Here is a 14,573-nt window from a genome sequence, read left to right as displayed (position 1 = left end):
CGATCTGAGAACAACATACGACGCACCGCTCCCCGGCGCAACGAGGATTTCCTGTCGCGTTTGCGGCTGATGTACGGCGCTGCTTGTCGGGTTGTGGTGCCTCGTCCGGTCTGGCGCTACGCGGTGGCGAGGCGGTCCCGGAGGTGGTGGCCGTGGGCGGCGGAGATCTGGGCGGCCACGGCGGACCGGATCAGGTCGCTGCGGTGCCGGACGCTGCCGCCGGGCCCTTCCACCAGCAGGTGCGCGTGGACGAGCCGGTCGACCGCGGCCAGGACCTCGTCGAGGTCCAGCCCACCGGCCGCGGCCAGCTGCTCCACCCGCAACGTGCCGAGGGCCGCGGTCAGCCGTAGGATCTCCCACGCCGCCGGCGGCATCCACCTGGTCCGCTGCCTGGCGAGGTGCATCGCGACCGCCTCCGCGATCGCCGGGTCCCCGCCTGCGGCTCCTCCCGTGGCCCCTCCCGCAGCCTCTCCCGCGGCTCCTCCCGTGGCCCCTCCTGTGGCCCCTCCTGTGGCCGCGACGAGCGCGGGGATGCCGCCGCTGGCCTGCAGGACCTCGACCGGCAGGTCGCGCTCGCCGAGCGGGTCGAGCCGCAGCACCAGGTCCGCGTCCAGCGCGTGCAGGGGGCGGTCCGCGATCGCCGACGGGTAGCGGTACGACACCACGACCCGCACTCCGCGCTCCCGAAGCCACCGCAGCTCGCTGACCGAGTCCGCGTCGAGATGCTCCGCGTCGTCGACCGCGACGACACACCCACCCAGCTCCGCGGCGATCGCGTCCAGCTCGGCGGGGTGCAGCGTGCGCCGCTCGTGCATCGCCGCGTCGAGGGTACGGTCCGCGGGCCGCCCCAACTGGTGCAACGCCGTGCGCAACCAGCCGAGCCGCAGCGCCCCGCCGGGCCCGGGGCCCCGCCCCAGCCCGACCCGCTCCGGCGCCTCGTCCCGCAGCCGCCCCAGCAGCGCGGACTTCCCCGCCCCGGCCGGCCCGACCACGTGCACGACCCCCGGCCCGTCACGCAGCGCGGCCAGCTCACCCCGCCGCCCCACGAACCCCGTGGCGTCCGCCGACCCGCGCGCCGCCTGCCTGCCGGTCTCTCCGCAGGCTTCTCTGCTGCTCTCCCTGCCCGCCTCTCTTACGACGGCGAGCCGCCGCTCGACCGGCTCCGCGCCGCTCTCCCCGGCATCGGACGTGGCCGGACCGGTGGGCACCGCGGCACGCCGGTCGGCCTTGCGCCGGTCCCCGCCCCGGCGGCGGTCCCCGTTCGGCGCGCTCTCAACCGGTCGGGCGGCGGCGGTGTTGAGCTCCGCCAGGAGACGGTCCCGCAGCGACGTCGTGTCGGCGGACGGTGCGATCCCGAGGTCGTCGGCGAGCGCCCGCCGGCACAGGTCGAACCACCGGACGACCTCGTCGGCCCGGCCCAGCGCCGCACCGGCGACCATCGCCAGCCGGTATCCGCGCTCGGTGAACGGCTCCAGCTCCGTCGCCTCCCGCGCCAGCCGCAGCGCCCTGGCCGGGTCCGCGGTCGCCGCCGGCTCGGCCAGGTCGAGCAGCGCCGCGACGAGCACCGCCTTGACCTCGGCCCGCGCGGGCGCGGCCCAGTCGGCGTACTCGTCCTCCACGAACGGCAGCTCCGGCGCCAGCTCGACGATCCGCTCCCGCACGTCCAGCTGCCCCGGCCGCCGCTCCGCGACCTTCGCGGCCGCCCGCAGCTCAGCGAGGTCGAGCCGGGCCCGGTCGGTGGCGAACACGTACCCACCGGCCCGCGTCACGATGAACGACCTCGCCGTCGGCACCCCCGGCTGCAACGCCCGCCGCAACACCGACACGTAGTGCTCCAGCGCCGCCGTCGCGTTCCCGGGCAGGTCCACCCCCCAGACCGCGTCCGCGAGCGCATCCTTGGACTGCACCCGGTCATGCCGCGCCGCGAGCACCCCCAGCACCTGCCGGGCCCGCCGCGGCAGGTCATCCCCGGTCATCCGCCGGCCGTCACCGTCAATGATCTCGATCTGCCCCAGCACCCGCACGTCCACAGCCGCCGCAATCGGCAGCCCCCGCCACACCTTGAGCGGTTCCCTCCGCCCGGCCGCCTCTCCGCCCGGCCGCCTCTCCGCCCGGCTGTCTCTTCGCCCGGGCGGGTCGCCGCAGCTGGAACGGCTCCTTGGACAAGCGGCCTTCTCCGGCTGGCGCCTTCCCTGCATTGACGGTGCCATGCAGACCAGCCGACTTCTCCCGCAGGAGGACTTCACTCAGTGGGGTGAGTTCGATTCAGCCTGGTGCGCCTCCGCCTCCGCCTCCGCTTCCGCTTCCGCCCGGGCCGGTTCGCCCCTTCGCCGCGCCGGTTCGACCTCCGCCGGGCTGGTTCGCCCCTCCGCTGGGCCAGTTCGCCCCTCCGCTGGGCGGGTTCATCCCTTCGCCGGGCCGGCGCCGCTCCCTCGAAGCCGGTGCCGCTCCCTCTGGGCCGGGTCCGCTCCGTCGAGCAGGTTGCCCTCCGCCGGGCGCGTTGCCATTGCGGGTGCGGCTCCTCCAACGGCGTCACGCATTGCCCTCCGCCGAGCGTGCTTGCCCTCTGCAGACATGGTCCCTGCGCCAGTGCGGTCCCCTGGCTGCCGGCATGGCCCCGCGTGGTGCGCTCGACGCGGCGGGCTTCCCTTCAGCCGGACCACAGGCCGGCTTCAGGCCGTCATGGTTTCCTCCCGTGCATGAAGATCATGGCCAACGTCGCCCCGGTCGCTCGTCTGTCGTCGCGCATCGCTCTCGCGGTCGCCTTCCTCGCCGTGCTGAGTGCCGGGCTCGTCATGATGGTCGTGTCGGCGCTGCGATAGCGGGACCGGGTGGCGAGGGCTCACTCTGTACATCACCCGCTAACTCAACGCGAGATCCAGACGTGCCACGATCGGCCGCGGTGCGGTCATCCTCCACGCCTCCGTGATCAGATCGGCGAGCTCGTCCTCGTGCGCCTTGCGTAAACGCACCTGCACCCAGCCGAACCGGCCGGACACGTGTGACTTCTTGTAGGCCCGCGGGTCGTCCTCGACGAGCGCCGCCTGCTCCTCACGGGACGTCTTGACCAGCATGGTCCAGTCGTCCTCGCACAGGTAGGCGAACCCCCGGTCACGCACCCGGAAGCCGAGATGGTTGCCGTGCTGGCGCTGCTCCACCTCGGGCAGCGTCAGGACCATCCGGAGCGCCTCGTCGACGCTCACCCCGCGGCTGGTTCGGATTCCCATGTCTGTAGGTGTAACAGGAGGGTCTGACACTTTTCCGAGGATCCGATTTTCCCCATTTGCTCAATTTCGTGATCAACGCCGTTCCCGCAGCGTGCGGCCGCCTCACCCGAAATTGTCGGTGGGCGTCGCTATGGTGACCGCCATCCGAAACGGACCACGGGGAGGCGGCACATGGGCACGTTCGGGGTTCCGGCCTCCTGGCTGCGCGACATCCTGCCGCGGCGCGGCGGGGCGCCCGCAGGGTTCAGCCCGAGCGCGACCTGGGCCGCCGACATCGCCGCGCTGCTCGACAAGCGCCCCAGCCTGCGCGCCGCGCTCACCAACGCCGACACCCCCGCCGACGTGAGCGCCGAGGGCCTCGCGCACCTCGACGGCGACGCCGCCAGCACCCCGCTCGGCGCGGCCGCGGTCGTCGCCGCGTATGTCGGGCCGCCCGACCAGCGCTGCCGGGCCGCGGCGGCGGTGTTCGCCGACGGGTGGGTCGCCGGCCGCGGGCTGCCGTTCGCGGTCGAGGCCGCAATGGAGCTGCAGGGCCTCGGCTATGGCAGCTTTGGCGCCGGCACGACCCTGGTCGGGCAGCCCGTGGTCCGTTACCTGCGGGGCTCCGAGGGCGCGTTCTCAGTCCTGGCAAGGGTGCGGGCGGCCCTCGCCGCGGCGCCCGAGGAGGTGTACCGGTCGCTCGTGCGGCGGCTCGCCGCCTGGCGGGAGCGGTCGGCGACGCACCGGGTGGTGGCGGCGTTCCTCGCGCCGACCGAGGCGTCGTGGGTCGAGGAGGAGGTGCGCGGTCACGTCGTCGGCGACGACTGGCGCACCCGGCTGACCCTGGCGTCGGTGACGACCGCGGCGCAGGCCGAGACCCTTGTCGGGTCCTATCCGCCGTGGGCGATGTTCGCCGACGCCACGTTGCTGCCCACGATCGCCGACGGGCTCGGTGTCGCCGTCGTGCCGCCGCTCGTGGTGTGGCTGGACCGGTTCGGGTCGGCGTCCGCCGACGGCCGGCGAGCCATGCTGTCGATTCTCGCCACGATGCCGACCGACGAGGCGCTCCAGGCCCTCGTCGACCGGGCCGACAAGCGCGACGTCCCGGCCGCGCTGACCGAGGCGTGCGACCGGTTCCCGCAGCGGGCGGTGCGGCTGCTCGCCGAGGGGGCGTCGCGCCCGCGGATCGCCCAGCGGCTGCGCACCCACGTCGCCCGGCACCGTGCCGCCGCGGAAGAGGTCCTGCCGGCGCTCGCCGGCGCCGCCGCCACCAGGGTCGCCGCCGAGCTCGCCGCGCTCGACCGCCGCGTCGTCGCGCCGCCCAAGGCGCTGCCGCCGCTACTCGTCACACCACCATGGGTCTCGGCCCGGCGGACCGGCCGTAAGCCCCTCGTCGTCCCCGGGCTGCGCTGCACCGACGAGCCGGTGATCGGCTGGGAGCCGGGGGAGCAGGCGGAATGGCTCGACCGGGCCGGCACCGCCGGCCAGTGGGGGCCGCTGCGGTCCGACTGGACCGCACTCGCCCGCGACATCGAAGCGGGGCGGTGCGCCTGGTTCGACAAGTTCGGGTTCTTCCTCCGCGCGCCCATGGAGATCGCCGCGCCGGTCGCCGCCCGCTGGCGGCCCACCCGGCGCTGGGACCGTGAGCGCTGGGCGCCCCCGCTCATCGCGAGGTTCGGCGTGCTCGTGCTGCCGCTCGTCCTCGAGGTCGACCGGTCGGGCGCGAGCCCGCTGCTGATGCCGTTCACCGGGCCTGAGGTCGCCGCCGCCGTCGCCCGCGGGCTCGACGGCGGCCGCGCCGCACGGCAGCGCGCCACCGACTGGCTGCGCCGGCACCCCGCTGCCGCCGCCCGGGCGCTCATCCCCGCTGCGGTCGGCCCGGCCGGGTCCGCGCGCCGCCTTGCCGGCCAGGCGCTGCGCGTCCTCGCCGGCCTGGACCACCGCGACACGGTCGAGACCGCCGCCCGGTCCTACGGTGCCGTCGCCTCAGCCGCGGTCATCGACCTCCTCGACACCGACCCCCTGCTGGTGCTGCCGGCGCGCGTGCCGGCGCTGCCCGACTGGGCCGACCCGGCCGCCCTCACCCCGATCGAGCTGCGCGGCGGCGCCGGCACGGTCCCGCCCGACGCCGCGCGGCACGTGCTGACGATGCTTGCCATGTCGAAGCAGGGCGAGCCCTATGCCGGCCTGGCCGTCGTCGCCGAGGCGTGCACCCCGGCGTCGCTTGCCGCGTTCGCGGTGTCGTTGCTGGAGCGCTGGGTCGAGGCCGGCGCCCCGCCGCGCGCTGGCTGGGTCCTTGAGGCCCAGGCCCTGCTCGGCGACGACGAGACGGCCCGCCACCTCGCCGCGCACATCCGCGCCTGGCCCGGCGAGGGCGCCATGGCCAGAGCCGCTTCGGCCGTCGACATCATCGCCAGGATCGGCACCGAGGGCGCCCTCACCCACCTGCACCGCCTCACCACCACCGTCCGGGCCAAGCCGATCCGCGTCCGCGCCGAGGAGCGGCTGGCGGAGGTCGCCGCGTCCCTCGACCTGTCCCCGGACCAGCTCGCCGACCGGCTCGTCCCCGACCTCGGCCTCGATGCCGCCGGCACGCTCACGCTCGGCTACGGCCCACGCCGGTTCACGGTCGGCCTCGACGAGCAGCTCAGACCGTTCGTCACCGACGGGACCGGCGCCCGGCGCAAGGACCTGCCGAAGCCCGGCACCCGCGACGACCCCGCCCTCGCCCGCGCCGCCGCGCAGCGCTTCGCGCTGCTGAAGAAGGACGCGCGGGCCGTCGCCGCCGACCAGGTCACACGCTTCGAGCACGCCATGGTGTCGGGCCGCCGGTGGTCCGCCGCCGAGTTCCGCCGCTTGATCGTCGACCACCCGCTGGTCTTCCACGTGGCCCGCCGCCTCGTCTGGGCGGTCTTCCCCGCCGAACCGTCCGCCGGGCAGGCCGAGCCCTCCGGTCCACCCGGCAGCTTCGTCCCGGGACGCGACCGCGCTCTCGTGGTGGGTGGCCATGCCGTCTCGGCAGGTGTCGTCGCGCCTTCCCGCACCATGCAGGCCGCCGCTTCCGACGCCACCGCGCCGTCCCGCACCGTGCTGAGCGCCGGGATCGGGGTCGCGGCAGCTGATTCGGATGGAAGTGGCGGGCCGGTGCAGGGTGCCACAGTGCTGGGCGGTGGGGTTGAGGTCGCGGCTGTCGGTTTGGGCGGGGGTGGCGGGCCGGCGCGGGGCGTCACCGCGCTGGGCGGTGGGGTTGAGGTCGCGGCCGCTGGTTCGGGTGGAGGTGGCGGGCCAGCGCGGGGCGTCGTGGGGGTGCGGGTGGCGGAGGATCGGACGTTCGCCGGGGTTGGTGACGAGTCGGTGACGCTGGCCGACGACGCGGTGGTCGGGGTCGCGCATCCGCTGCACCTCGGTGACGGGGTGGCCGCGTGGGCCGGGGTGTTCGCCGACTATGCGATCCTGCAGCCGTTTCCGCAGCTCGGGCGAGGCTCCCATGCGCTCGCCGCCGAGGAGGTGGACCGTGACGCGCTGGTCCGGTTCGTCGGCGTGAAGGCGCCGAGCGAGAGGTTCGCCGCGTTGCTCCGCGGCGCGTGGCGCCGGACCGGCAGCGGGCTGCGGGACGGGTGGGGGTCGATCGAGAGGGATCTCCCCGGTGATCGGGTCGCCGTGGTCGAGCTGGACCCCGGGCTGCACCACGCCGACCCGACCGTCGACCCGGTCCAGGCGATCGCCGACGTCTGCGTCGTGCGGCGGCACGCCGGCCACCTGGGGACGGAGCGGCTGCGGCTCGCCGACCTTGACCCGATCGGGGCGTACGAGCTCGTCCGTGACCTGGAAGCAGCGACCGCATGACCAAGGACACCGCGAGCGGCACGGGCTCGCCCGGCGAAGTGTGCCCGGCCCGCCTCGGAGAAGCGGATCGGACGGATGAAGCAGGTGCAACTGGCGTCGCGGGTCCGGCCGGCGTCGCGGGTCCGAGCGGTGTCGCGGGCGGGGTCGTGGGTCCGAGCGGTGTCGCGGGCGGGGTCGTGGGAGTGGATGCGGGCGGCGTTGTGCGAGCGGGTGCCGCTTGCGAGGCGGGTCCGGGCGGAGTCGTGGGAGTGGGTGTGGCTTGCGAGGCGGGTCCGGGCGGAGTCGTGGGAGTGGGTGTGGCTTGCGAGGCGGGAGTGGGAGGGGGTGCGCGCGGCGTGAAGGAGACGGCGGGGCAGGCGTTTCTGGAGTTCTGGATCGGTGGGGGTGGCGTGGCCAGGTGGGAGAGGGACGGGCCGGGCATGGTCGGCGGGCTCGGCCCCGTTACCGTGTCCGAGATCATCAGAGACCTGTGGGAGGTCAGGCTGTGAGCGCTGCGCACGAGTTGCTGGAGGAGGGCACCGCCGTGCAGCGGCCGCCGGCCGAGGTCCGGTACGCCGACGAGCTGGCGAAGCTCCGCGACACCGACAGCGGGGAGCGGCCGCCGGGGTGGGCGTTGAGCCTGACGGCGGCGCGGCGGTTCATCGTGGGGGACCCGTCGGCGGGGATCAGCCGTAAGTTCGTCGGTGACCCGTCGCTGATCGACCGGGCCCTCGTGTCGCTCGCCACCAGCCGGGGGCTGATGCTGGTCGGTGAGCCCGGCACCGCCAAGTCGCTGCTGTCGGAGCTGCTGGCGGCGGCGGTGAGCGGGGAGTCGACGCTGACCGTACAGGGCGGGGCGGCGACGACCGAGGACCAGATCAAGTACTCGTGGAACTACGCACTCCTCGTGGCGGAAGGGCCCAACCAGCGGTCGCTCGTGCGGGCGCCGCTGTTGCGGGGGATGGCCGAGGGCAAGGTCGTGCGGTTCGAGGAGATCACCCGCTGCCCGCTCGAGGTCCAGGACTGCCTGCTGTCGCCGCTGTCGGACCGGGTGCTCGCGATTCCCGAGCTGATTGGGCCGGAGGCGATGGTGTTCGCGCGTGACGGGTTCAACGTGATCGCGACCGCCAACACCCGTGACCGGGGCGTCAACGAGATGAGCGCGGCGTTGAAGCGGCGGTTCAACTTCGAGACCGTGTTCCCGATCGCCGACTTCGACACGGAGCTCGCGCTCGTCGAGGCGGAGGCGGGTGCGCTGCTGCGCCGGTCCGGGGTCACCGCCGCGCCGCGCCGCGACGTGCTGGAGGTGCTCGTGACGACGTTTCGGGAGCTGCGGACGGGACAGTCGGCGCGCGGCGACACGATGGAGCGGCTGTCGGCGGTCATGAGCACCGCCGAGGCCGTCTCCGTCGCGCACGCCGTCGGGTTGCGCGGCTGGTTCCTGCGCCGGGAGGCCGGCACCGCCGAGGACCTGGTGTCGTGCCTCGCCGGTACCGCCGCGAAGGACAACACCGAGGATCTGGCCAAGCTGCGGCGGTACCTGGAGCAGCAGCTGACCTGGCGGACCGGCGCGCAGTGGAAGGCGCTGCACGCGGCCCGGCACCAGCTGCCGGGGTAACGGCGATGGTCACCACGTTCATCGGCGTGCGGCACCACAGCCCGGCCTGCGCCAGGCTCGTCGCCGGCACGATCGCGGTGCTGCGGCCCGCGTACGTGCTCGTCGAGGGGCCCGCCGACATGAACGACCGCATCGGCGAGCTGCTTCTCGGGCACGAGCTGCCGGTCGCGGTGTTCAGCAGCTACCGCGACGACGAGCGGCACTGCGCGTCGTGGGCGCCGTTCTGCGCGTACTCGCCGGAGTGGGTCGCGCTGCAGGAAGGTCACCGGGCCGGCGCGACCGTGCGCTTCATCGACCTGCCGGCGTGGGACCCGGCCCTCGGGCAGCGGGAGAACCGGTACGCCGACGCCGAGCAGCGCTACGCCGAGGTCGTCGACCGGCTGTGCACGGAGTTCGCCGTCGACAACGTGGACGCGTTGTGGGACCACCTGTTCGAGATCCCGCCCGATGACGGGATCGCCGAGCGGCTCGCCGCGTACTTCGACCTGCTGCGTGGGGAGACCCCGGCGAGCGAGGGCGACGTGAGGCGGGAGGCGTACATGGCCCGCTGGATCCGCGCGGCCGCCGCCGACGCGGGGGACCGTCCCGTCGTCGTGGTCACCGGCGGGTTCCACCGGCCGGCGCTGATCCGCCTGACGGACGGGGGCGTCACACCGGTGCCACCGCCAGACGCGGACGAGGGTGGCGCGTCCCCCGGAGTGTCGGTGGGTGCCGGGGACGGGAACGCTGGGCGGTCCGTTGTGCCGGCGCCGCGAGCAGGTGCGGACGAGAGTGGGGCGTCGCCTGAGGAGCCGGTGGGTGCTGAGGGCGCGGATGCGGACGGGGGCGCCACGCGGTTCGGCGTGCCAGTGCCGCGTGAAGGTGCCGACGGGGGTGGCGCGTCGGTGGGGGGCGTGGGCGGGGACACGGGGTGGCCTGAGGTGCCGGTGTTGCCTGAGGGGGCGGTCGGGGGCAGTTTTCTGGTGCCGTACTCGTTCCGGCGGTTGGACTCGTTCGACGGGTACCAGTCGGGGATGCCGTCGCCGGAGTACTACCAGCAGCTGTGGGACGGGGGGCCGCGGCAGGCCGCCGATCACCTGGCCGGGGCTGTCGTCGGGCGGCTGCGGGAGCGCAAGCAGCGGGCGTCGACGGCGGACCTGATCGCGGCGCGGGCGTCCGCAGCGGGGCTGGCGCTCGTGCGGGGACATCAGTACCCGGGCAGGACCGACATCCTCGACGGGCTTGCCGGGGCGCTCGTGCACGACGCGCTCGACGAGCCGTTGCCGTGGGCGACCCGTGGGCGGCTGCGGGCCGGCACCCACCCGGTCGTCGTCGAGATGGTCGCGGCGCTCAGCGGCACCCGCGTCGGCCGGCTGCATCCATCGACGCCGCTGCCGCCGCTCGTGCACCACGCGGATGTCGAGCTGGAACGGGAAGGGTTCGGCGTCGACGGTACGGTCACCGTCGCGCTCACCGAGGACGACGGCCTGCGGCGCAGCCGGCTGCTGCACCGGCTGCGGGTGCTGCGGATCCCGGGGTTCGAGCGGCGGCGGGGGCCGCGGACCGGGGTTGATCCGGTGCTGGAGGAGCAGTGGGACGTCACCGTCCATGAGCATCGGCTGGTCGCGTTGATCGAGGCCGGGGCGTACGGGGCGACCCTCGACGAAGCCGCCGCGGCCGTCCTCGCCGAACGGATCCGCGGGGCGGACGTCGCCGGTCTCGCCGACGCGTTGTTCGACGCGGCGCTGTGCGGCACGGTCCGCCTGTCGGACCAGGTGCTGCACGACCTGGGCGCGGCCGTCGGCACCGCCGGGGACCTCGGCGACCTCGGCCGGCTCCTCGCGGTCGTGCTGACCCTGTGGCGGCACGACCGGCTCCTCGGCACCGCCGGCAGCGTCCCCCTCGGCACGGTGATCGCCGCCGCCCACCAGCGGGCGTTGTGGCTCGCGGAAGGTGTACGGGGCAGCGCCTCCCCGGCCGACCCCGCCCGCATCGCGGCGGTCGTCGCGGTCCGGGACACCACGGTGCACGCCGGGCCGCGCCTCGCCCTCGACCGCGACGCCGCACTCGCCGTGATGCGCCGGGTCGCCGAGGACCGGGAGTCCCCGCCCGACCTCCGCGGCGCCGCGTTCGGCTTCTGCTGGTCCGTGGACACCACCGACCCGGAGGAACAGGGCAGCGGCTGGGAGGACCCGGTGCGGGCGGTGCGCGGCGCGGCGGCCCCGGGCACGGCCGGCGACTGGCTGGCAGGGCTGTTCGCGGTGGCGCGCGAAGAGGTGCTGCACTCGCCGCGGGTGCTCGACGTGCTCGACGACCTGATCAGCGGGATGGGCGAGGCGGAGTTCCTGATCGCGCTGCCGGCGTTGCGGCAGGCGTTCACGTACTTCCCGCCCCGGGAACGGGAGACCGTCGCCGGGCACCTGCTCGCGAGGCGCGGGCTCGGCGGGAGCCCCCGGTCGCTGCTGCGCAGGCGGAGCACCGACCCGGCGTTCGTCGCCGCCGCCCTGGAGCTCGAGGCCCGGGTCGACGCGGCACTCACCCGTGAAGGACTCCTGACATGAGCCCGCCCGACCACGACAGCCCCGGCCCGGACAGCGCTGCGCAGGTCAGCGCGGAGCGGGACAGCGCTGCGCAGGTCAGCGCCGACCAGGACCGTGCCGTGTCGGACAGCGTGGCGCAGGACAGCGCCGCTCAGATCAGCGCGGAGCGGGACAGTGTCGACCAGAAGCGTGCCGCGATGGAGCTGGAGCGGTGGCGGCTGGTGCTCGGCGAGGCCGGCCAGTCGGTGCTGGACGGCGGGCAGCTCAGCGAAGACGGGCTGGGGCGCGACGCGGCCCTCGACTGGCTGTACGGACGCGACGACGACCTCGAACGGCGAGGCATCCGGCGCCCGCAGACACGGCACGGCGGCGACGGCGAGTCGGTGGTCACCACGGTCGACTGGCTCGACGACATCACGACGCTGTTCCCGAAGGAGACGATCGAGCGGCTGCAGCGCGACGCCGTGGAGCGGTACGAGATCCACGACGTCGTCACCGACCCCGCGGTCCTCGCCCGGGTCGAGCCCAACCCGACGCTGCTGAGAGCCGTCCTGCGCACCAAGCACCTGATGAACCCCGACGTGCTGGTGCTGGCGCGCAGGATCGTCGACAAGGTTGTGCGGCAGCTGGTGGAGAAGCTCGCGACGGAGGTGCGGCACGCGTTCTCCGGGGCACGGTCCCGCAGCGCGAGCCGGTTCAAGGTCGCCAGGAACTTCGACGTGAAGCGCACCCTGAGGGCGAACCTCGGGCGGTACCGGCCGCAGGAGCGGAAGGTGTACGTCGAGTCCGCGTACTTCATCTCGCGGACGCGCCGGCACCTGGACCGGTGGCAGGTGATCCTGCTCGTCGACCAGTCGGGGTCGATGACGGGCAGCGTCATCCACTCGGCCGTCACCGCGGCGTGCCTGTGGGGGCTGCCGGGCGTGAAGACGCACCTCGTCGCGTTCGACACGGCGGTGGTGGACCTGACCGCCGACGTCGACGACCCGGTGGAGCTGCTGATGAAGGTCCAGCTCGGCGGCGGTACTGACATCGCGCGGGCGGTCGACTACGGCGCCGGACTGATCGAGCAGCCGCGCCGGGCGATCCTGGTCGTGATCAGCGACCTGTACGAGGGGCCCACCGGCGGCGAGCGGCTCGTCCGTCTCGTCAGGGACGTCACGGCCCAGGGGACGAAGGTGCTGTGCCTGGCGGCGCTGGACGAGGACGCCGACCCGGCGTTCGACCGGGACATGGGCGCCCGCCTCGCCGACGCCGGCGCCTCCGTCGGTGCCATGACCCCCGGCGAGCTGGCGGCGTACGTCGCGGAGCAGGTGGCCCGATGAGAGCGGACCTGCTCGCGCTGACCCAGGAGTCGCTCGCCGCGCTCACCAACCGGGGACTGGTCAAGCGCGCGACGAGGGAGGTCGAGCAGGCGCCCCCGGCGATCAGTGAGGACCCCGACGGCACGGTCCGCGGCACCTACCCGGACGGCCCCGAGACCGCGCTCCCGCAGGGCGGCCTCGAGAAGGGCAGCTGCACCTGCGGCGCGACCGGGATCTGCCGGCACATCGTGGGCCTCGTCATCGCGTACCAGAGCGGCAACGAGACAACCGAAGACGTCACGCGATGGTCGCCGGGGGTGTTCACCGACGAGCAGCTCGAGGCGCGGATCGGGGCGCGGCAGCTCAACGCCGCACGGCGGGCGCACCGGGCCGGGTACGTCGCCCGCGTCCACCGGCCCTCCGCGGCGGACCCGGCGCCGCGGGTGGAGCTCGGCTCGGCGACGGTCCGGTTCCTGGTCCCCGGCGATCTCGGGTTCGTGCACACGGACGCGGTCGCCGGGGTCCGCGACGACGTCATCGCGCTCGCCGTATGGGCGTTCCAAGCCGCCGACGCGAAAGCCGCCGACGCGAAAGCCGCCGACGCGAAAGCCGCAGACGCGAAAGCCGCAGACGCGAATGCAGACCCGAAAGCCGCCGATACAAAAGACGCGAAAGCCGCCGCAGAAGCAGCTGATACAGAAGCCGCGAAAGGTGCAAAAACCGACGGGCAGGACGTGCAGGTCGACGTCGGAGGGCCCGCCACCGCCGACACCGGGACCGACGCATCCCTCGACGCCGCCGTACACCTCGCCGGCGAGATCCTGCTCACCGGCGCGACCCACGTCGGCCCCGGGCTGGCGGCCACGGTCGCCGAGGTGCGGCAGCGCCTGGACCGGGCCGGGCTGCGCTGGCCGCTGCTCGCCGTCGGCGACCTCGAGGAGCAGCTCGCGGCGTACGGGCAGCGCGCCACCTCCTACAGCCACGAACGGCTCGCCGGGCTGGTCGCCGAGCTGCACGCCAGGCACCGCGCGGTCACCAGCCGGTGTCACGCCCTTCCGGCAGCTCCCGGCGCCGGCCTGCGGGCCAGGATCCTCGGCACGCGGGAGGCCGCGGAGACCCCGATGCGCCGCGCCCGGCTCGACGGGCTCGGCTGCCGGCTCAGGACCGTCGGCGACGAGACGCAGGTCGAGATCTACTTCGCCCACGCGGACAGCGCCACCGTGCTGGTGCTGCGCCGGCCGTACCGGGAAGGCGGCCGGGTGGCCGGAGCCACCGCCGCCCAGCTCGCCGGCGGCACCGTCGTGACCGAGTCGGCGGTCCGCAGCGCCAGCCGCACCGTGCGCCTCGCCACCAGCCGCGTCGCGAAGACCACCGTCACCCCGTCGCAGGGCATGTGGACGGCCCTGCCGGACGCGCTCGTCGTGCGGGACCTGCGGGACCTCGCCGCGCACCTCGACGGGCTCCCGCCGCGGGTCGTGCGGCCCAGGGTCGAGGCGGAGCTGGTGCGCGTCGTGGAGGTCGCGGAGGTCCGGTCCGTGCACTACTCCCCGGGCGCCCAGCGGCTCGACGCCGTCGTCGCGGCCCCGGCCGGCGGGGTGGCGACGATCACCGCGACCCACACCGCGGCCGCGCCCGGCGCCCTCGACGCGATCGCCGCGGCGCTGCGGGGTCCGGTCCGGGCCGTCGCCGGCATCGTCGGCAGGACCCGCGGCATGATCACCGTCGAGCCGCTCGGGTTCGCGGTCGGCGCCGACGCCGTCGTGGTCCCCGACCTGGCGCCGGCGGGCGGGTTCCGGGTCGACGGCGGGCCGGTGCTCGACGAGGACCCGCTCCGGCACGCGGTCGGCGCGGCCTCGGCGCTGCTCGCCGAGGTGCCCCACCGGGGCCTGCGGATGCTGCCGCCGACGTTCGCCGGCCGGCTGCGCGACGCGGAGCAGACGTTGCTGCGGGTCGGGCTGCGCCGCGCGGCCGCCTCGGTCGGCGCCCTGCGGGAAGGGCTGGGACCCGACCCGGACGACGCGACCGTGCGCCTCTGGGTCGACGCGTACGTGCGGCTGCTGGTCACCGCCGAGCTGCAGTGACCCGGCCGTGACGGACCGTC

9 protein-coding genes are annotated in these 14,573 nt (G+C 74.8%); 7 read left to right on the top strand and 2 right to left on the bottom strand.

Features of this window, described 5'->3' with window-relative positions:
* Window positions 1–116: 116 nt before the first annotated feature.
* Complete coding sequence (locus ABD332_RS15330) at window positions 117–1,976, bottom strand: AfsR/SARP family transcriptional regulator (RefSeq protein ID WP_344502550.1); 1,860 nt, start codon at window positions 1,974–1,976, stop codon at window positions 117–119.
* Window positions 1,977–2,699: 723 nt separating this feature from the next.
* Here ABD332_RS15330 and ABD332_RS15325 point away from each other — a divergent pair.
* On the top strand, window positions 2,700–2,822 hold the full coding sequence (locus ABD332_RS15325) for a hypothetical protein (protein ID WP_344502549.1): 123 nt from the start codon (window positions 2,700–2,702) through the stop codon (window positions 2,820–2,822).
* 39 nt (window positions 2,823–2,861) lie between these two features.
* On the opposite strand, the gene ABD332_RS15320 is transcribed toward ABD332_RS15325, so the two are convergent.
* A complete protein-coding gene (locus ABD332_RS15320) occupies window positions 2,862–3,227 on the bottom strand; it encodes an MmcQ/YjbR family DNA-binding protein (protein WP_344502548.1) in 366 nt (121 codons plus the stop codon).
* A gap of 171 nt (window positions 3,228–3,398) precedes the next feature.
* Here ABD332_RS15320 and ABD332_RS15315 point away from each other — a divergent pair, with 171 nt between their 5' ends.
* The 6 genes from ABD332_RS15315 (at window position 3,399) to ABD332_RS15290 (ending at window position 14,553) form a co-directional block, all read left to right on the top strand.
* Entirely contained in the window at window positions 3,399–7,052 is a 3,654-nt protein-coding gene (locus ABD332_RS15315; protein ID WP_344502547.1) for a DUF4132 domain-containing protein, read from the top strand.
* A 335-nt stretch (window positions 7,053–7,387) separates the two neighbouring features.
* Window positions 7,388–7,540, top strand: coding sequence for a hypothetical protein (locus tag ABD332_RS15310; RefSeq protein WP_344502546.1), 153 nt, complete (start codon window positions 7,388–7,390; stop codon window positions 7,538–7,540).
* Window positions 7,537–8,649: an ATP-binding protein gene (locus ABD332_RS15305; RefSeq protein ID WP_344502545.1), complete on the top strand. Its 1,113-nt coding sequence runs from the start codon at window positions 7,537–7,539 to the stop codon at window positions 8,647–8,649. The genes ABD332_RS15310 and ABD332_RS15305 overlap by 4 nt, the downstream gene beginning before the upstream one ends.
* A gap of 5 nt (window positions 8,650–8,654) precedes the next feature.
* Complete coding sequence (locus ABD332_RS15300) at window positions 8,655–11,189, top strand: DUF5682 family protein (RefSeq protein WP_344502544.1); 2,535 nt, start codon at window positions 8,655–8,657, stop codon at window positions 11,187–11,189.
* A gap of 176 nt (window positions 11,190–11,365) precedes the next feature.
* Window positions 11,366–12,493 (top strand): VWA domain-containing protein, encoded by a 1,128-nt coding sequence (locus ABD332_RS15295; RefSeq protein WP_344502803.1) that lies wholly within the window; start codon window positions 11,366–11,368, stop codon window positions 12,491–12,493.
* Complete coding sequence (locus ABD332_RS15290) at window positions 12,490–14,553, top strand: hypothetical protein (RefSeq protein WP_344502543.1); 2,064 nt, start codon at window positions 12,490–12,492, stop codon at window positions 14,551–14,553. Before ABD332_RS15295 ends, ABD332_RS15290 begins: the two co-directional genes overlap by 4 nt.
* Window positions 14,554–14,573 lie beyond the last annotated feature (20 nt).

The organism is Dactylosporangium maewongense, from assembly GCF_039531485.1.
Taxonomy (GTDB): Bacteria; Actinomycetota; Actinomycetes; order Mycobacteriales; family Micromonosporaceae; genus Dactylosporangium; species Dactylosporangium maewongense.
The sequence above is the reverse complement of the archived record's forward strand: the minus strand, read 5'-3'. Positions and strand labels throughout refer to the sequence as shown.

Coding starts and splice junctions, on each gene's coding strand:
- ABD332_RS15330 (WP_344502550.1), bottom strand. CDS start 1,976: ATGACCGGGGATGACCTGCCGCGGCGGGCCCGGCAGGTGCTGGGGGTG.
- ABD332_RS15325 (WP_344502549.1), top strand. CDS start 2,700: ATGAAGATCATGGCCAACGTCGCCCCGGTCGCTCGTCTGTCGTCGCGC.
- ABD332_RS15320 (WP_344502548.1), bottom strand. CDS start 3,227: ATGGGAATCCGAACCAGCCGCGGGGTGAGCGTCGACGAGGCGCTCCGG.
- ABD332_RS15315 (WP_344502547.1), top strand. CDS start 3,399: ATGGGCACGTTCGGGGTTCCGGCCTCCTGGCTGCGCGACATCCTGCCG.
- ABD332_RS15300 (WP_344502544.1), top strand. CDS start 8,655: ATGGTCACCACGTTCATCGGCGTGCGGCACCACAGCCCGGCCTGCGCC.
- ABD332_RS15295 (WP_344502803.1), top strand. CDS start 11,366: ATGGAGCTGGAGCGGTGGCGGCTGGTGCTCGGCGAGGCCGGCCAGTCG.
- ABD332_RS15290 (WP_344502543.1), top strand. CDS start 12,490: ATGAGAGCGGACCTGCTCGCGCTGACCCAGGAGTCGCTCGCCGCGCTC.